The organism is Acinetobacter lwoffii (assembly GCF_024129715.1).
Lineage (GTDB): Bacteria > Pseudomonadota > Gammaproteobacteria > Pseudomonadales > Moraxellaceae > Acinetobacter > Acinetobacter lwoffii_U.
The window spans coordinates 15,683-33,751 of sequence record NZ_JAMXXM010000027.1 but is presented as its reverse complement, the minus strand read 5'-3'; the positions used below and the strand labels follow the sequence as shown (position 1 = coordinate 33,751).

The 18,069-nt window shown below is 42.7% G+C and carries 15 protein-coding genes; 5 read left to right on the top strand and 10 right to left on the bottom strand.

The genetic code is table 11. From position 1 onward, the window contains the following. Nucleotides 1-209 precede the first annotated feature (209 nt). Nucleotides 210-2,279: an acyltransferase family protein gene (locus NI462_RS13090; protein WP_253160956.1), complete on the bottom strand. Its 2,070-nt coding sequence runs from the start codon at nucleotides 2,277-2,279 to the stop codon at nucleotides 210-212. A gap of 599 nt (nucleotides 2,280-2,878) precedes the next feature. Here NI462_RS13090 and NI462_RS13085 point away from each other — a divergent pair. From NI462_RS13085 to NI462_RS13065, 5 genes are all read left to right on the top strand, one after another. Beyond that, entirely contained in the window at nucleotides 2,879-3,364 is a 486-nt protein-coding gene (locus tag NI462_RS13085) for an NUDIX hydrolase (RefSeq protein ID WP_253160954.1), read from the top strand. Nucleotides 3,365-3,368: 4 nt separating this feature from the next. After that, a complete protein-coding gene (gene mnmA, locus NI462_RS13080; protein ID WP_253137710.1) occupies nucleotides 3,369-4,508 on the top strand; it encodes a tRNA 2-thiouridine(34) synthase MnmA in 1,140 nt (379 codons plus the stop codon). 7 nt (nucleotides 4,509-4,515) lie between these two features. Beyond that, on the top strand, nucleotides 4,516-5,247 hold the full coding sequence (hflD, locus tag NI462_RS13075; protein ID WP_005107369.1) for a high frequency lysogenization protein HflD: 732 nt from the start codon (nucleotides 4,516-4,518) through the stop codon (nucleotides 5,245-5,247). Nucleotides 5,248-5,301: 54 nt separating this feature from the next. Then, a complete protein-coding gene (purB, locus tag NI462_RS13070; protein ID WP_253160953.1) occupies nucleotides 5,302-6,690 on the top strand; it encodes an adenylosuccinate lyase in 1,389 nt (462 codons plus the stop codon). Between the two features lie 88 nt (nucleotides 6,691-6,778). Continuing rightward, complete coding sequence (locus NI462_RS13065) at nucleotides 6,779-7,420, top strand: DUF2238 domain-containing protein (protein ID WP_253160951.1); 642 nt, start codon at nucleotides 6,779-6,781, stop codon at nucleotides 7,418-7,420. A 73-nt stretch (nucleotides 7,421-7,493) separates the two neighbouring features. Here NI462_RS13065 and NI462_RS13060 read toward each other — a convergent pair whose 3' ends face one another. The 9 genes from NI462_RS13060 to NI462_RS13020 all read right to left on the bottom strand — a co-directional run bounded on the left by NI462_RS13060 (nucleotide 7,494) and on the right by NI462_RS13020 (nucleotide 17,625). Next, nucleotides 7,494-7,733 (bottom strand): hypothetical protein, encoded by a 240-nt coding sequence (locus NI462_RS13060; RefSeq protein WP_044112890.1) that lies wholly within the window; start codon nucleotides 7,731-7,733, stop codon nucleotides 7,494-7,496. A gap of 57 nt (nucleotides 7,734-7,790) precedes the next feature. Beyond that, nucleotides 7,791-8,222 (bottom strand): hypothetical protein, encoded by a 432-nt coding sequence (locus NI462_RS13055; protein ID WP_253160949.1) that lies wholly within the window; start codon nucleotides 8,220-8,222, stop codon nucleotides 7,791-7,793. 109 nt (nucleotides 8,223-8,331) lie between these two features. After that, nucleotides 8,332-9,294 carry a protease SohB gene (sohB, locus tag NI462_RS13050; RefSeq protein WP_253160947.1) on the bottom strand — a complete coding sequence of 321 codons (963 nt, stop codon included), beginning with the start codon at nucleotides 9,292-9,294 and terminating at the stop codon, nucleotides 8,332-8,334. Nucleotides 9,295-9,445: 151 nt separating this feature from the next. Then, the gene (gene pstB, locus NI462_RS13045; protein WP_004279716.1) at nucleotides 9,446-10,360 is read right to left on the bottom strand and encodes a phosphate ABC transporter ATP-binding protein PstB; all 915 of its coding nucleotides are present in this window, start codon (nucleotides 10,358-10,360) and stop codon (nucleotides 9,446-9,448) included. Between the two features lie 13 nt (nucleotides 10,361-10,373). Next, nucleotides 10,374-11,765 (bottom strand): phosphate ABC transporter permease PstA, encoded by a 1,392-nt coding sequence (gene pstA, locus NI462_RS13040; protein WP_004279713.1) that lies wholly within the window; start codon nucleotides 11,763-11,765, stop codon nucleotides 10,374-10,376. Further along, nucleotides 11,765-13,144 carry a phosphate ABC transporter permease subunit PstC gene (pstC, locus tag NI462_RS13035; RefSeq protein WP_005107378.1) on the bottom strand — a complete coding sequence of 460 codons (1,380 nt, stop codon included), beginning with the start codon at nucleotides 13,142-13,144 and terminating at the stop codon, nucleotides 11,765-11,767. Before pstC ends, pstA begins: the two co-directional genes overlap by 1 nt. 104 nt (nucleotides 13,145-13,248) lie before the next feature. Then, nucleotides 13,249-14,280, bottom strand: coding sequence for a substrate-binding domain-containing protein (locus tag NI462_RS13030; RefSeq protein ID WP_004279710.1), 1,032 nt, complete (start codon nucleotides 14,278-14,280; stop codon nucleotides 13,249-13,251). Between the two features lie 435 nt (nucleotides 14,281-14,715). Next, a complete protein-coding gene (locus tag NI462_RS13025) occupies nucleotides 14,716-16,248 on the bottom strand; it encodes a pyridoxal phosphate-dependent decarboxylase family protein (protein WP_005246814.1) in 1,533 nt (510 codons plus the stop codon). Nucleotides 16,249-16,251: 3 nt separating this feature from the next. Further along, nucleotides 16,252-17,625 (bottom strand): diaminobutyrate--2-oxoglutarate transaminase, encoded by a 1,374-nt coding sequence (locus tag NI462_RS13020; protein WP_253160945.1) that lies wholly within the window; start codon nucleotides 17,623-17,625, stop codon nucleotides 16,252-16,254. Nucleotides 17,626-18,069: the final 444 nt, after the last annotated feature.

The window sequence follows — 18,069 nt, the reverse complement described above, 5'->3', positions numbered from 1 at the left end:
GTACGTGCCATTGAAAATATAGAAATAAAAATAACTCAAAGGAGGATTTTAAGTATTTAAAACCAATTCTTCAAATGAGGACACGCCCTAGTAATTTACCAGCCTCTTTTAATATAAGGCCAGTATTAGCGTCTTTTCATGCTTTTTACAGGATAAATTCCGGGAAAATTCAAACATTGAATAAATCCTCTACCCTGTAGCAACTCAACTTAATGTTTAAATACTTGTTCAAACATGGGGACTAAAAATTTATTGCCATATTCACTCAAATGGTCATCATCATAATACAAAGGACGAGCATTTTTTGAACCATAGCAATATTCTGTATCACATAAATAAGGCAGAGGATTCAAGATTTTTACTCCACAGCGCTGAGCTGCTTCATCCTGAGCATCCCAGACAATTTTATGCCGTTTATGATATTCAGAAAGTGATAGCTTCATATCTTCCACAGCACCATGAATAACCAGCTTATGCGAAATGGTCTTGGGAATATCTATTCCGAACTCTGGTATTGGTCGCATTAAATAAACCGGTCGGTCTTTTGCCAAACGACATGCTGTATCAACTAAAACTTGGGAAAATTCCTTTATAAACTGCTTATCATCATTATAAAGATATTTTTTACTGAAGTAGACTGGTGCTAGTTTAGACCGTTCCGATTGGTCAGGCTCATTCACACCTTTGACATATTCTGAAGTACGACTGACCAAAACTAGCGGAATGTTAGGATATTTTTTTAATTCTTCATTTGCCCATTGATTTAGAAGATCACATGAATCCGCACTGTACTCTTTATGATCTATATATCGAATGCCATCCAGTGTAGGACAGCTATCCATAAACCAGGAAATCACACCTGAGTTAAAGTGAGAGGCTGCTGTACCCAAAGAACTTGCTATTGCTGATGCATGACTATCCCCCATTAAAATTGCTAAAATTTTTTCTTTTCCGTACACACAACTCGGCGACCCTATTTTGTCATGAGAGGCATTACACTCTTCACGCCTAGGATCTATATCCCATGTTTCTGCAGCAGCAATCTCTACAATTTTAGGTAATCGAATTTCTTCAAATGGAAGTAGTTTGGCACTGATCGCGATTGCAGATAAACTCGCAAGCAAACCAAAACTAAAGATGACTAGAGCTTGTCTGGAAAGACGAAATTTCGTTAAAAATTGGCGTGAGGGTATTTCAACCAGTAAATAGGAAAGATGCCCCAGTATCAGACTAAGCACCAAACCAAATAGTATCCAGTTTAAATCATCTTGCACACTACCAAAATACAAGCCAACCACAACCGGCCAATGCCACAAGTAAATCGAATATGAACGATCTCCCAACCATTGTGCAACAGGGTGCGTGGTTAACATGGAGTCTTCCTGTTGTGACAATATAACCAGTGCTGTACCCAGTACTGGTAACGCCGCCCAAGCAGAAGGCCAAACCAACCCCTTATGAATGACCAACATGGCCAATACCAATAAAAAACCTCCCACTACAAAGTACACCTTGGCAAATCTTTGTAATTGTGGAAATTCTTTCGCAGCTAAATAAACCAATCCACCAGAAACGAACTCCCAGCCTCGAACAGGCAATAAATAAAAGGAAGCTACGGGTTTCGAATGAGATATCGCGATGCTTAAAAGTAGAGACACCAGAAATGCAAAACACAATCCGTATAATAAGGTACGGCGTTCCGATTTAATTTTTGTCAGTAGTAACAAGTAAATAGGTAAGAGTAGATAAAATTGAAACTCAATACCCAATGTCCATGTATGTAATAACCACTTTTCATGAGCAGTGCCATCAAAGTAATTAGAAGTACGCCAGTAATAAAGATTAGAGTTAAAAGACAGAGCGCTACTCGATTGCGTACCCAAAAACATATAGTCAGGTAAGGGTAACCAAAACCACCCTAAAACCAGCAAAATAATAATAAGTATCATCAGGGCAGGAAAAATCCGTCTTATCCGTGCCATATAAAAATCAAATAATTTGAAGTTGTTTTTTTCAAGGCTGCTACAAATGATTGCTGTCATCAGAAACCCTGAAATGACAAAAAATATGTCTACACCCAAAAAACCTGCATTAAACCCTGGAATTTTGAAGTGAAAAAACAATACCATTAATACCGCATAGGCACGCAGGCCATTAATATCTAATCGAAAACCAATATTTGAATTTGGCGGTGTCATCATGTCAACCTGCTCAAAATATTTTTTTAATGTTGGGTTTATAAGTTTATTTTTTGATACATGATGAAGAAAACTTTGCATTAAATCAGAATGCAGTTAAAAAGTTAGACAATACTAGAAGATTTATAATATCTCTTAACTTTTTAATTATATTCGGTTATTTTTCTTCTTTTTAAAAATTGATTGATATTTACTCAACCTTCTTATCTTCAAACTTGTCTTATTTGAAGTCAATAGGCTAGACACATAACTCTATAAAAATATTTGAACGCATCATTCAGAATACTTTTAAGACAAACACCCTCACTTATCTAGCTAATTTAGGCTTTTTCGTCGTACTATAAAGGGTATAACTATCTGATATATCAACTTTCAGTTATAGACTTAATTATTTTAAATAATTGTTTTGGAAATCAAGCCCCTGATCCCCATCAGCATTTCTACAAGTCCTGAAAAAAAGATTAACAGCCCCGCTATACTATTTTTATGTGCGTTTTCCCAGTTCTAAAATGATCACTTCAGCATTTATTTTCTCTGTAATTCATTAACCCCAAATACCATGATTATCATTGGTTGATTATTCATTAATGCATTAAGTCGCTTAAAGAAACCTGCTCTCAACATAGCCACACACCCTAAAATTTTATACAATAGTGCATCCTTTTCCATGGTGCTGCTTTATGACTGCTTGGACTGCTCATGTCACTGTCGCAACTGTCGTTGAAAAAGACGGAAAATTCCTGTTTGTAGAAGAACAAACCGAAGGTGTGACACACACGGTATTTAATCAGCCTGCGGGTCATATCGAATGTGGCGAAACCATTATTGAAGCCGCCATTCGTGAAACCATGGAAGAGACCGGACATACGGTTGAAGTAACTCATCTTTTAGGGATGTATACTTATACCCCACCGATGTTCCCGGATCGTACTTATTTTCGTTTCTGCTTTTTAGCCAAATCCATTGACTACGACCCAAATGCCGCTTTAGATGCTGACATTATCGGTGCAGTCTGGATGACGCTAGATGAATTGCTTGAATCTGCTCGTGCGCGTAGCCCACTGGTGATTAAAGCCGTACAAGATGCGCTTTCAGGTCAAAAGTACCCTTTATCGCTCATTTACGAGCACCAAAATTCTCCCTTAATTTCAAATTTGGATGCCTAATCCTATGCAACAACGTGTCATCGTCGGTATGTCAGGTGGTGTAGATTCATCTGTTTCTGCTGCCCTTTTACTTCAACAAGGTTATCAGGTTGAAGGTCTTTTCATGAAAAACTGGGAAGAAGATGACGGCACAGAATATTGCACGGCGATGGAAGATCTTGCCGATGCACAAGCCGTTTGCGACAAAATCGGCATTAAACTGCATACCGCAAACTTTGCCATGGAATATTGGGATCGCGTATTCGAACATTTCCTGGCGGAATATGCAGCTGGCCGTACGCCAAACCCAGACATTTTATGTAATAAAGAAATTAAATTTCGTGCCTTTCTCGATCACGCAGTAAATCTGGGTGCAGATTTTATTGCGACGGGTCATTATTGCCGTCGTGGTGAAACCATGACCAACTCACGTGGTGAAGAATATGCACCTTTATTGCGTGGTGTGGACAATAACAAAGACCAGACTTATTTCCTGCATGCGGTTCATGGTCGTGAAATTAATAAGACCCTGTTCCCTGTTGGTGAAATTGAAAAGCCACAAGTCCGTAAAATTGCAGAAGAATTAGATTTGGTTACGGCCAAGAAAAAAGACTCGACTGGGATCTGTTTTATTGGTGAACGTCGTTTTAATGACTTCTTGAAGCAATATTTACCCGCTCAACCCGGAAAAATCGTACTGGAAGACGGTAAAGAGGTTGGTGATCATCACGGCTTAATGTACTATACGCTCGGTCAACGCGGTGGTATTGGTATTGGCGGTATGAAAGGCGTTGCTGAAGGTGCCTGGTTCGTATTGCATAAAGATATCGAAGGCAATCGTCTGGTGGTCGGTCAAGGCCATGAACACCCACTCATGCAAAGCACTATGCTCTGGTCTGAAGCAATTGACTGGGTCGCAGGTGAGCAGGATATTCCTGAAACAGGTTTCCGCTGTACTGCCAAAACCCGTTACCGTCAGACTGATCAAGCATGTACTGTGTATCAAGATTCAGAATCACCGAATGGTGTTTGTGTTGAGTTTGATGAACCTCAACGTGCAGTGACCCCAGGTCAAAGCGTGGTGTTCTATTCAGGTGAAGTTTGTTTAGGGGGTGGTGTGATTCATCATACCAATGCGCCTAAACCTGATTTTATAAAAGGATGAATTCGGCATGACGGAGTTACCATTTCAACCAGCCACAACGTTGAATACTCGTCAAAATCGTGCTTTGGCATTAGCGGGTGTGTTTCAGGCCACCCAGCTAACCCATATGACTGCATTGACGGGGCAGCAAAGTATTGGTGAAAGTGGTAACTTTTATTTTGAACAGTTGATTAGAGCCAGTCTTAATATCCGTCCCGGCAGCAATCAGAATGCCCAGACACTCGACTTTTTTAATCAGCTGGCCGATATTTCCTTAGGTTTAAAAACATTAGAAAGCAGCATTATTCAACCCTTCAATACTTCACCCAAATCCAGAATTCCAAAACTTTCCAGCACTAAACTTCCCATGAGCTATGCGATGGCACTTCTTCAGTTAGAAAAGAAGGTCTATAGCAACCCCAAATTTGTTGAAATTATTGAACAGTCTCAACAGAAAATTCTCAGACAGCTCTCCTTCTTCGATAATAATTACCTGCACCCCAGCATCATTGCCAACCTTGCTCAAACCTATGTCGATACGGCCGGACAGATTAATCCGCGTATTATGGTACGTGGCAATGCCGAAGCCTTTAAAGATGCCGGACACACCAACCGCATTCGTGCGTCCTTATTTACCGGTTTGCAAATGGCGCACCTGTGGCGTCAGCTCGGTGGCAGCTCTTGGGGTATGGTATTTGGCAAACGCAAGTTGCTACAAGATATTCAGAATCTAGCGCGTTTACAGTTTCAGGTGGTTTAACTGATGCTGCACGTGTTTTGTTTTACGTTTAATTCCAAAATCTAAGGAATCGATATGAACGCTTTAACTGCACTTTCTCCATTAGATGGACGTTACGCGAGCAAATGTGATGCTCTACGTCCCTTTCTTTCTGAGTTTGGTTTAATCCATGCTCGTGTGACTGTTGAAGTGCGTTGGTTACAAGCGCTTGCAAACCACCCGGAAATTACTGAAGTACCGGCGTTTTCAGGCGAAACTAATGCAGCGCTTGATGCGATTGTGAGCGATTTTTCTGAAGATGATGCCAATCGCATCAAAGAGATCGAACGCACCACTAACCACGACGTTAAAGCGGTTGAGTATTTCCTGAAAGAAAAAATCGCTGGTATCGAAGAACTTAAAAATGCCGGTGAATTCATTCACTTTGCATGTACGTCTGAAGATATTAACAATCTGTCACATGCCTTGATGCTGAAAAGCGGTCGTGATGTACTAGTTGCATCTATGCAGCAAATCATTGATTCAATCGTTGCGCTTTCTGAAAAGCATGCAGACCAGCCAATGTTGTCTCGTACTCATGGTCAAACTGCAAGCCCGACGACTTTGGGTAAAGAAATGGCAAACGTGGCTTACCGTCTTGCACGTCAAATCAAACAGTTTAAAAATGTTGAGCTACTGGGCAAAATCAATGGTGCAGTCGGTAACTACAATGCGCACTACTCTGCTTACCCAGACATCAACTGGCCTGCGCATTCACGAGCATTTGTAGAGTCTCTGGGTCTAGACTTCAACCCGTACACCACTCAAATCGAGCCACACGATTATATGGCTGAATTGTTTGATGCGCTGCGTCGTTTCAACACTATTCTGATCGATTTTAACCGTGATGTTTGGGGCTATATCTCTCTTGGTTTCTTCAAGCAAAAACTGAAAGAAGGCGAAGTCGGTTCTTCAACCATGCCGCACAAAGTTAACCCGATTGACTTCGAAAACTCTGAAGGCAACTTGGGTATTGCAAATGCTGTACTTGCACACCTTGGTGAAAAACTGCCAATTTCTCGTTGGCAGCGTGACCTGACTGACTCTACTGTGCTTCGTAACATGGGTGTTGGTTTTGCGCAAAGCTTAATTGCTTTTGAAGCTTGCTCTAAAGGTATTGGTAAACTGGAATTGAATGCTGCGCGTATCAATGAAGACTTGGACAATGCGCAAGAAGTATTGGCTGAACCAATTCAAACTGTAATGCGTCGTTACAACGTTGAAAAACCATACGAAAAATTAAAAGCGCTTACTCGTGGTCAGGCCATGACTCGCGAAATTATGGTTGATTTCGTAAACGGTAACGAGTTAGAAGCTGTTCCCGCTGCTGACCGTGCACGTTTAGCAGAAATGACCCCTGCATCATATACAGGTAATGCTGCTGACCAAGCCAAACAAGTGGCTGAGCTGATTGCTAAAATCTAATTTGCAATAAGACGAAAAGGCGAAGCTCAGGCTTCGCCTTTTTATTTATAATGTGTTTTATTCTAAAAAGATATTTCATAATAACGACATGATTGAGCATCGACTTTCCGCCAAACATTACGCGATCCTGGGTATTTTAATTCTGGCGATTTTGCTTGCCAGTATTCGTCCTTTAGAACTGGAAGCTTATCTTTTGCATCAGGCAGGTACAGTTTTCATGATCATCATGCTGCTCATCTGCCTGTATAAAATCGGCCTGAATTTTTTAAGTTTTAATTTATATATTCTTTTTCTGATTGTTCATGTGATTGCTGCGCACTATCTGTATTCTTATGTGCCCTATAACCAGTGGATCGAACAGATTTTTGGCTTTAATCTGAATGAAGCCATGCACTGGTCACGTAATATGTTCGACCGTTTTGTCCATCTGGCCTACGGATTATTACTTTATCCAATTTTCTATCGCCTGTTTCAGGTCTGGTTGCCACAGCAAAAACCTGTGGTCATTTTCCTGCTGGTGATTCAGTTCGTGGTGGCCAGCAGTATGATCTATGAGTGGCTGGAATGGCTGATTGCCATTGGTTTATCTCCCGAGGAAGCTGAAAACTATAATGGACAACAAGGTGACATGTGGGATGCACACAAAGACGTCTTGCTTGCTACGATTGGTGCAGCGGTAACAGGCGGTCTGCAGTTGATACCGAAAAATCAAAAAATCCCACTGAAGTGAGCTTTAAAATTCATTCAAGATCAATTGAATTAAAGTTTTGGATCACGCATTTAATTACATTCATATTTTTCAATTATGAATGTGGGCAATATCGCATCCAATCATCTTTCATTTTTTGCAGTTCATTATCCGTCAACATCTCACTGTAATAAATGAAATAGATTGCATCAGGATATTGAATCTCATGACGGAACATCATGCCACGCAGTGACACAGATAACTCCTCAGGAAAATCATCCTCTAAATAAAGTTCTTCAAATTCATAATTAAAATAACAATTTTGCGTCGCAAGAAATGCTTCAGCTATAGCCATGTTTCTGCTCTAACAATAAAATATGCTTTATTTTATCTGATTAGTTTCAGTGATGGTTTACATTTCATTCGGTTCAATCCATTGAACAAACTTAGATTCTGACAAATGTGGATATTTGAACTTATCCAGATATTCAAAGCAAGCCTTTTGGCCTTGAGGAATTTTATCCAGATGCTTATCGAAGAATAAATGCCGACTATATTGAGCGCCATCAAAGCGAATACTCACACGTTCAAATTCGTTATCACCTCGAACTTTATGCGTCTGATAAAACTGCACAACACCACATTCCTTCGATGGAATAACAGGTGGATCAGTGGGCTTTTGAAAGCTATACAGCAGAAAGATACAAACACCGGGTAGAAAACTTAGCCAAAACAAAATCTTCTTAGAATTATCCTGAGTTAATTTTGCTTCAGAATAAAGCATACATAACATCGGAATAAATACGATACTAAAAAACCCAAGCAACAAAATAAACGTGAGCATATGAGCCTAGACTCAATCAGAGTACTCCACTTATATCATAACAATATGATTTCAAAAAATAAAAAAGCCCACCGAAGTGAGCTTTGAAATTCATTCAAGATCAACTGAATTAAAGTTTTGGATCACGCATTTGCACCAGATTTGCATTGGCTTTGCTTAAGCTTTCTATGACTTTATTCATGACAGTTGGTACCAGTGAATCAGCAATTTGCGCTGCTTGTAGGCCCAGCTTTTCACCCAAAGTTGGTTTCTTGCGGGTCTGGATGGAATAGATATCATGCTGGGTTAATAAGTTGAGCAGGTATTCATCTGAGGTTTGCAGTTTATCCACCAGATTCAGATCCAGCGCATCCCGGCCATACCAATGCTCACCAGTGGCCACTTTTTCAATATTCAGCTGCGGGCGATACTTTTCAACGAAATGTTTGAATAAAGCATGGGTTTGCTGTAGTTCTTCTTCAAACTTAGCCTTACCCTCTTCGGTATTTTCACCAAACATAGTCACGGTACGTTTGTACTGTCCAGCGGTATAGAGTTCAAAGTCGATTTTATTGTCTTTCAGCAAGCGGTTAAAGTTGGGGACTTGAGCCACTACACCAATTGAACCGACAATCGCGAATGGTGCAGAAATAATTTCATTGGCGATACACGCCATCATATAACCGCCACTGGCCGCCACTTTATCGACACAGATGGTCAAATGAAAACCTGCCTCACGTAACCGCACCAGTTGAGCTGCTGCAAGTCCATAACCATGGACCATGCCACCCGGACTTTCCAGACGCGCCACCACACGGTCACGACCTGCTTTGGCGGTGGCCAGAATCAAGGTGATTTCTTCACGCAAGCCTTCTACTGCAGAAGCAGCCATATCACCTTTAAAATCGAGTACATAGATTTTTTGATTGGTTTTCTTACGCGCACGCGATTCTTTTGACAGTTGTTGCGACAACTGTAAAAGTTCCAGTTTAGAGCCAGTAGTTTGCGCTATTTTTTTTCGTTGTTCATTGATACGCGCATTGAGATGACTAATACGGATTTCAGCGGACAGTTTCGGAGTATGAAATAACATAAAAAATCTATTCTCTATTTAATTCGGATTTATTTCTTTAGATTAGGTCAATTTCGGTTTTTTTCAACTTTATTTCGAGAATTATTACGATTATCACCATCTGTTTCACCTATAAAAAAAGAGCCTTGCGGCTCTTATTTTAGATATCGGATTAACCGAAACGCCCGGTAATATAGGCTTCAGTCAACTGATGATCTGGCTGGGTAAAGACTTTTTCGGTCGAGTTGACTTCAATCAGATCACCCAAATGGAAATAAGCAGTACGATCTGATACACGTGCTGCCTGTTGCATAGAGTGAGTTACAATCGCGATAGTATATTGGGTCGAAAGCTCAGAAATCAGCTCTTCCACTTTGGCGGTTGCAATCGGATCGAGTGCCGAACACGGTTCATCCATCAAAATGACTTCCGGGCTGACTGCAATGGTACGTGCGATACACAGACGTTGCTGCTGACCACCTGACAAACCTGTTCCCGGTTGGTTCAAACGATCTTTCACTTCTTCCCACAAACCAGCTTTACGCAAGCTGCCTTCTACAATTTCTTCAAGATCATACTTGTCACGCGCCAAACCATGCAGCTTCGGACCATAGGAAACATTATCGAAGATTGATTTCGGAAATGGGTTCGGCTTCTGGAACACCATACCAACCTGTGCACGCAGCAAAACTACATCCAGATTTGGATCATAAATATCCTGATTATCCAGCATCACTTTACCGGTCACACGGCAGCTATCAATGGTATCGTTCATGCGGTTTAAGGTACGCAGAAAGGTCGATTTACCACAGCCTGATGGCCCAATAAAAGCAATCACTTCATTTTCATAAATGTTCAGGTCAATGCCTTTAATCGCTTCCGCTTCACCATAGTACACATGCACATCAGAAGTACTAAGTTTAACATTCGTCGACTTCGCATCTTTTTTGCTGCTGCTTTGCGTATCGAACTGGGAAACAAACGGAGTTGCTGGCTTTTGTGTCGCCTCATCCGAGGTGAATTGTGTCTGTTGTGGATTCACGATTTGATCCTTTTTTAAGGAATTTTGAATAACAGTTGTGTTCATGATTCTGCCCCTATTACCAACGGACTTCAAATTTCTTACGTAACCAGATGGCCAGGCTGTTCAAGCTGATCATCATGGCCAGAAGTACAATAATTGCTGCTGCGGTACGCCCTTCAAAGAAGTTACGCAATTCATTGCCTTGCCATAAGAAAATCTGTACAGGTAAAGCCGTTGACTGATCAAATGGTGTGGCTGGAACGCTGGCAACAAAAGCACTCATCCCGATTAATAACAATGGTGCGGTTTCACCTAAAGCTTGTGCAACCCCGATAATTGCGCCTGTCAAAATACCCGGTAAAGCCAAAGGCAAGACGTGATGGAATACTGTCTGGATGCGAGAAGCACCGAGGCCCAAAGCTGCCTGACGAATCGAAGGTGGAACCGCTTTAAGTGATGCGCGTGTGGTGATGATCACAGTCGGTAAGGTCATCAGACTCAGCACCAGACCACCCACCAATGGTGCTGAGAGTGGCAAATGCATCCAGCCAATGAAGATCGCTGCACCCAATAGACCAAAGACAATCGATGGTACGGCTGCCAGGTTGTTGATATTGACTTCGACCACATCGGTAATCCAGTTTTTCGGAGCAAATTCTTCCAGGTAGATCGCGGAGGCCACCCCGATTGGAATCGAGATAAAGATCACAATCATCATCATGAACAGCGAGCCCATAAAGGCGCCTGCCAAGCCAGAAGTTGCTGGTGAACTGCGCGAGTCAGGACTGGTGAAAATATTGGTATTGAAACTATTTTCAATCACACCAGAGGCTTTCATCTCGTCCGCCACCTGACGTACTTCAGGACTAAGCTGCTGCTGTTCATCAGGAAGATCACGGTCAATATTTCCCGCTAGCCAGACATCGACATTGGCATCCGCCAGAATTTTCACTTCCTTGCTTTGACCGACCAGACTTGGATCATTCATGACCATGTCACGCAAGCGGTAAGCTTCTGAACTGGTATATAAAGAACCCAGTTCATCACGCTGGCTTTCCAGCTTGCTATCTTTGGCGATCATGCCGTTGATAATCAGCGCATCCCAATCCACCATTCCGACTTCGGTCTGCCACGCGATAAAGCGATCTTCAAACTGTGCTGGAGATTCTCCTGCAGCTGGCTTTGGTTTTGGACCAATATCCACAATGGCTGGATCGAAATGAATCGGCAAACTCATGCTGCTTTGCCAGAATGCAGGCAAACCTTTGGATAAAATACTCCCGAACAGCAATACCACAAAGAACAGACCTGCCAGTACCGCAGAGAAACCAAATAAACGAAAGGTTTTTTCTTTACGATGACGTCGTGCCAAAGAGCTTTGAATGGTCTTCTTACGCTTTTCACGCAGCTCGGCGGCGATGGATGGATCAATACGCTGATCCACAGGCGTTGTATTTGAAGTACTCATTAGTCGTATTGCTCACGATATTTACGCACGATGATCAGTGCAACAATGTTCAAACCTAAGGTAATGACGAATAGCGTCAGTCCTAGCGCAAAGGCCACCAGTGCTTGTGGACTAGCAAAATCAGTATCGCCAGTTAGCTGATTGACGATGGTAATCGTGACCGTAGATACAGCTTCAAGCGGATTGGCATGCAACTGCGGACTGTTCCCGGCTGCAAGAACTACGATCATAGTTTCACCAATCGCACGTGATGCCGCCAACAGGAACGCACCGATAATACCCGGTAGGGCTGCGGGTAAAACCACCTGACGGATCGTTTCAGATTTGGTCGCACCCAGACCCAAAGAGCCGTCACGTAAGGCACGCGGCACCTGAGTGATGATGTCGTCTGACAAAGAAGACACGAACGGGATAATCATGATGCCCATCACCAGACCGGCAGTCAGCGCACTGGTCGCATTAATTTCGAGTCCGACCAGGGCACCCATGCTTTTAAGGAATGGACCGATGATCATCAAGGCAAAGACACCATAGACAATCGTAGGAATACCCGCCAACACTTCAATTGTAGGTTTTGCCCAAGAGCGGAATCGCGGTGAAGCGTATTCTGCCAGATAGATCGCAATCATCAGGCCAACCGGAACTGCAACTAAAAGTGCGATCCCGCTGACCATGAGCGTGCCCCATAACAGTGGCAATAAACCATAACTGCCTTCAGCACTGCCAGAGGTACTAAATCCCGGGTTCCATTGGGTACCAAAGAAGAAATCCAGTGGGCTGACGAAGCTGAAGAAACGCATTGCCTCGCCAAACATCGACATCACAATCCCGAGAGTGGTCAGAATCGCCACACCTGAACACAATGCCAGGCCGATATTAATCATTTTTTCGACTTGGTTACGTGCACGGAATTCCTGACTAATATGTTTCTTGGCCCAGACCAGACCAGCCAGCGCCGCCGAAATCACGACTGCCAATTTGGCAAAGGTACCAATGGTCGAGAATTTAGCCAACTGTTCTGCTGCTGCAACTTCATAGGCTGCAGGTGTATCACTGACCCCGAAACCTGAGGCAAGTGCCTGAACGCGATCAATCACAACACTCAGACTTGCCGGATCCAGACTGGCCGAAACATTTTCTGGCAAATGGTTGAGTACCACCTGCTCCAGAAAAGTGGGTTCCACCATGTTCCAAACAATCAAAATTAAAAACGCAGGGATACCACACCATAGTGCAACCAGGGCACCATAATATCCGGGACGCGAGTGTAAGTTTGCAGAATTGCTTCCCTTACCTGCTAAACTACGGCTTTTACTTAATCCGATTTGATAGGCTATGGCCATGATGGCCAATAACACACCTATAAGTAGCAGATTCATGTATTCTCCACTGTTTTTTCAATTTTCATGGTTTGAAAAAACTTGTTTATCGCAAAAAGCCGATGGTAGGTTGACCCTACCACCAGCGTTTTCAAAATCATTTATTACTTCACAACAACCGCTTTACCAGCCTTGAAATTTGCCAGGACTGCCGCACGTTCTTTATCAGACATTGAAATCAGACCTGCTTTTTCTAGCTTAGAGCCTTTGCCAGATACTTTCTTGTTCAGGAAGTATTCTGTGAACTGCGGTAAGCCTTTGATCGATTTCAAGTGCTCGCCTTTCACATAGAAGAACAATGGACGTGATACCGGATAAGCACCATTCAAGATGGTCTTTTCAGAAGGCGCTACATTGTTCACCGTAGCAACACGTAGACGGTCACGGTTCTGGTCATAGAAACCTAGGCCAAACACACCTACCGCACTTGGAGAAGTTTTTAAACGTGCCAATGTTTCGGTATAGTCACCGGCAATCTCAACCACACGGCCATCTTTACGGAATGTTGTACAAGCTTTTTTCTTAGCATCTTTGTCTAGAGACTTAATTGCAGCATACGTTTCACAACCTGCATCCACCATTTTCTCCTGGAAGACTTCGCGCGTACCATGATTCGACGCAGGAATTACCAGGGTGATAGGTTCATTCGGAAGTGCTTTGTCAATTTGGTTCCAACGCGTGTACGGGTTAGCGACCATTTTTCCATTTGATGGAAGTTGTGCAGCAAGTGCAGCGAAGACATGTTGTGGACGCAGTTTATAAGCCGCTTTGTTTGCATTCGATGCAAACACAATACCGTCATAACCAATTTTGATTTCTAGGACTTGGTTAACGCCATTCTTTTTACATTCTGCCAGCTCTGTACTCTTGATTTGACGAGAAGAGTTTGCGATATCAATCGTGTTATCACCCACGCCATTACAGAACTGCTTTAAGCCACCTGAAGAACCGCCAGAACCGACAACTGGTGTTTTAAACTGTGGAAAAGTATTACCGAATTCTTCTGCCACGATACTGGCATATGGAAGTACAGTTGAAGAACCTGCAATTTGAATGGTGTCACGTGCTGCGTGTGCAGTCGTTACAGCAGTTGCCCCGGTTACTGCTAATGCTAAAGCTATATTTGTAAAGCGCATTCTAGTATCTCTCTCATTTATGTAAATTTGGAGTACACCACTTTTTATTCAGTTTTGTACTTCTTTCGATACCTGCATTTTGATTTTAGAATATGACAGATAAGTTACAGCTTTATTACGATTTAGTGATTTTTAATCTAGCGGCTTTTTCTTGATTAAATTTTTATGGATTTCAATGATTAAGTTCTTTATGTCATTCACTTCAATAAAAAATTTTAGACCAATGACATGTAACAATTTTTATAAACCTGAACTCAGGATAAATCCTGCTCCCCAGTTTTACATAAGCCTATGACAAATAAATAACAGGCCAAACGGGATTCAGACCTTCCGTGTTTTTGTGAGGAATTTCGATCTGGGAAAGGACCTTTTTTTATTTTTAAGCGCACAAAAAAGGAGATCATTTCGATCTCCTTTTTTTCACACCACCATCACTTATGCAATGGGTGGCGTATAAGTACCGTCAGCGATTGAATCTTTGATACGATCCGCTTCTGCAAGCACTAATGCCAGCAAGTTCTTCACGTTATCAAGCGTTGCAACCGGGCTTAAAGTAGTCATTTTCAGAGACTGAACCTGACCAACTTTCGTCACACCAATGTTCGCTTCACCACGCGCAAACAGTTCGTCTGCTACGTTTTGATTGAGCGTATCGAGTAATTCAACCGGATAGCCCGCTGGAACCACACGGAACAAGACAGACGCGAATTGAGGCTCAAGCAGAAGCTCCAGACCATCAGTCGCTTTAATGTAGTCTGCCACATCACGGGTTAATTTCACGCCATGATCGATCATCGAACCATAAAGCTCTTCGCCCAGTGCTTCCACCGTCATCCACAATTTCAGAGCATCAAAACGACGCGTGGTTTGTAGCGACTTAGACACCAGATTCGGAACGCCGTGTTCTTCATCATAGGCAGAGTTCAGATACTCAGCTTCATAATGCATGAAACGGTAGTTCGCTTCATCTTTTAACAAGAACGCACCACAAGAAATGGTCTGGAAATAATGCTTATGGAAATCAAGCGTGATCGAATCCGACAGCTCAATCCCGTCCAGCATAGAACGATAGTCATTCGAAAGAATCAGTGCACCACCCCATGCCGCATCGATGTGCATCCACGCGCCATATTTATTGGTGATTTCACGAATTGCTTTCAATGGATCAATCGCACCAGCATCCGTTGTACCCGCTGTTGCCACCACACATGCCACGATCTTGCCTTCAGACTGAAGATGCGCCATGGTTTTTTCCAGTGCATCTACGTCCATCTGTGCATTTTCATTCACAGGAACAGTGACCACTGACTGGAAGCCCATGCCCATCATCGCCATGTTCTTTTGCACAGAGAAATGTGCATTTTCAGAACAGATGACTTTGACATTACGCATCGCATCCGCAGGAATACCATCGCGCTGAACCGACCACGGATTACCATTTTCGTCTTTCCAGTTTTTCGCGATGCAAGCATCACGCGCCAGCAATACGCCCATCAAGTTAGACTGCGTACCACCAGAAGTGAACACACCGGCCTGACCCGCACCATAGCCGACTTTTTGACGTAACCAGTCAATCAGCTGAACTTCCATCAACGAACCGGCCGGGCTTTGATCCCATGAGTCCATTGACTGGTTGGTTGCATTAATCAGCACTTCCGCGATCTGGCTAGTCACCATCGTTGGACAGTGAAGATGCGCAAGTGAATGCGGATGATGCACTTTTAAGCTCTTGTTAAGGAATAGCTCAACCATACGCTCAAGAGATTTTTCTACACCCAAACCTTCTTTTGAAGGATGAAATGCAATTGCACTGCGCAGCTCTTTAATACTGCCGCCCGTGTACATTTTGTCGTTTTGCAACCATGCCGCAACCGCTTTGGTCGCTTGGTCCATGCCAGCCTGATAGTCAGCAATGGATGCAGCATCATTGCAGAGTAACGCTTTACGATGTTCTGCGAAATCTACCATGAATTATGCGCCTCGAACTGCAACTAGTGCTTCAGCAACCGATTTTTTGAAACGAGCAATCACTTCAACACATTCGTCTTGAGTAATGATCAACGGGCAAAGTAAACGAATCACTGTACCGTTACGACCACCTTTTTCCAGCAACAGTTTGTTGTTGAAACAAGCGGTTTGGATCGCTGCAGCCAACTGACCATCAGCAGGCAAAGAACCCATATGATCCGCATCTTTGCGCTCATCTACGATTTCAACACCGATCATCAGACCACGGCCACGCACGTTACCGATACATGGGAATTCAGCAGCCAGTTTTTTCAGTTCAGCTTGCAGGAAATCACCACGCTCTTGCGCATTTTGCGCCAGGTTCTGTTCTTTAATGGTATTGATCGTTGCAAGACCTGTACCCATCGCCAATTGGTTACCACGGAAAGTACCGGTGTGACCAGCAGGTTGCCAAGCATCAAACTTACGTTTAATACCAAGTACGGCAAGTGGCAAGCTACCACCTACGGCTTTAGACATTACCACGACATCAGGTTCGATACCTGCGTGTTCGAATGCAAACATTTTGCCTGAACGTGCAAAACCAGCCTGAACTTCATCAAGAATCAACACGATGTTGTGTTTTTCAGTCACTTCACGGATTTTTTGCAACCATTTTACTGGTGCAGTTACCACACCGCCTTCACCCTGAATCGCTTCAAGAATTACAGCTGCAGGTTTGGTCACACCACTTTCTACATCTTCAATGAAGTTTTCAAAGTAGTAAGTCAGGGCATCAACACCGGCTTCACCACCAAGACCCAATGGGCAACGGTATTCATGCGGATAAGGCATGAACTGTACACCCGGCATCAAGCCGTTCACTGCATTTTTCGCAGACAGGTTACCTGTCATTGCCAATGCACCGTGAGTCATACCGTGATAACCGCCAGAGAAGCTGATCACTGAGCTACGACCGGTAAAGGTTTTCGCCAGTTTAATCGCGGCTTCGGTTGCATCTGCACCGGACGGACCACAGAACTGCAAGCAGTATTCTTCTTGGCCACCTGGAAGATAAGAAAGAAGTGCTTCAGTAAAAGCATCTTTTAAAGGAGTAGTAAGATCCAAGGTATGCAATGGTAAACCGCTTACAATTGTATCCTGGATACTTTGAATGACTGCAGGATGATTATGGCCTAAAGCCAACGTCCCTGCCCCAGCTAAACAATCAAGGTACTCAGTACCTTCAACATCGGTAACCCAGCAACCTTGTGCTTTCGCTATCGCTAACGGTAATTTACGTGGATAACTACGCACATTCGATTCCATCTGACTTTGGCGAGTCAAGTAGTATTCGTTTGTGGAATTGGTGGCAGGGTTTACAGAAGTAACGCTCATATCGAATTACCATCTCTGATATGGGTGAAAGAAATAAGTCTGGTGACGTTTGGTCCTTTGACTCGGCGCTTTATAAAGGTTCTAGCTAGCAGTTTTGTATTCGAATAACTAGGAGGCGGATGATACCGAATTTTTCAGGAAAATAAACAACTTTCAGTCACATTTTGTCCTAATCTTTATCGAAAAAAAACATCATGCTAATCCATCCCCTAAATCATCATCTTACAGTGTGACAGCAGAAAGAAAAGCGTGTTCTTTTATGGTTTTTTGTAGCGCAGGCGGCATTCAGGTAACCAATCTTAAAATTATTCATTAAGTATTTAATTATTAAAAATAAATATAAATTAAATAATGAGATAAAATTAAAGAGAATTTAACACTCTTACGACAAATATTTCGTAAAAAGATCACAATTGAGATTTAATATTTTAACAACGGCTTAGA

Bases quoted from the DNA above. Each gene is read 5' to 3' on its own strand.
- NI462_RS13090 (WP_253160956.1), bottom strand. From the start codon at position 2,279: ATGCAAAGTTTTCTTCATCATGTATCAAAAAATAAACTTATAAACCCA.
- NI462_RS13085 (WP_253160954.1), top strand. From the start codon at position 2,879: ATGACTGCTTGGACTGCTCATGTCACTGTCGCAACTGTCGTTGAAAAA.
- mnmA (WP_253137710.1), top strand. From the start codon at position 3,369: ATGCAACAACGTGTCATCGTCGGTATGTCAGGTGGTGTAGATTCATCT.
- hflD (WP_005107369.1), top strand. From the start codon at position 4,516: ATGACGGAGTTACCATTTCAACCAGCCACAACGTTGAATACTCGTCAA.
- purB (WP_253160953.1), top strand. From the start codon at position 5,302: ATGAACGCTTTAACTGCACTTTCTCCATTAGATGGACGTTACGCGAGC.
- NI462_RS13065 (WP_253160951.1), top strand. From the start codon at position 6,779: ATGATTGAGCATCGACTTTCCGCCAAACATTACGCGATCCTGGGTATT.
- NI462_RS13060 (WP_044112890.1), bottom strand. From the start codon at position 7,733: ATGGCTATAGCTGAAGCATTTCTTGCGACGCAAAATTGTTATTTTAAT.
- NI462_RS13055 (WP_253160949.1), bottom strand. From the start codon at position 8,222: ATGCTCACGTTTATTTTGTTGCTTGGGTTTTTTAGTATCGTATTTATT.
- sohB (WP_253160947.1), bottom strand. From the start codon at position 9,294: ATGTTATTTCATACTCCGAAACTGTCCGCTGAAATCCGTATTAGTCAT.
- pstB (WP_004279716.1), bottom strand. From the start codon at position 10,360: ATGAACACAACTGTTATTCAAAATTCCTTAAAAAAGGATCAAATCGTG.
- pstA (WP_004279713.1), bottom strand. From the start codon at position 11,765: ATGAGTACTTCAAATACAACGCCTGTGGATCAGCGTATTGATCCATCC.
- pstC (WP_005107378.1), bottom strand. From the start codon at position 13,144: ATGAATCTGCTACTTATAGGTGTGTTATTGGCCATCATGGCCATAGCC.
- NI462_RS13030 (WP_004279710.1), bottom strand. From the start codon at position 14,280: ATGCGCTTTACAAATATAGCTTTAGCATTAGCAGTAACCGGGGCAACT.
- NI462_RS13025 (WP_005246814.1), bottom strand. From the start codon at position 16,248: ATGGTAGATTTCGCAGAACATCGTAAAGCGTTACTCTGCAATGATGCT.
- NI462_RS13020 (WP_253160945.1), bottom strand. From the start codon at position 17,625: ATGAGCGTTACTTCTGTAAACCCTGCCACCAATTCCACAAACGAATAC.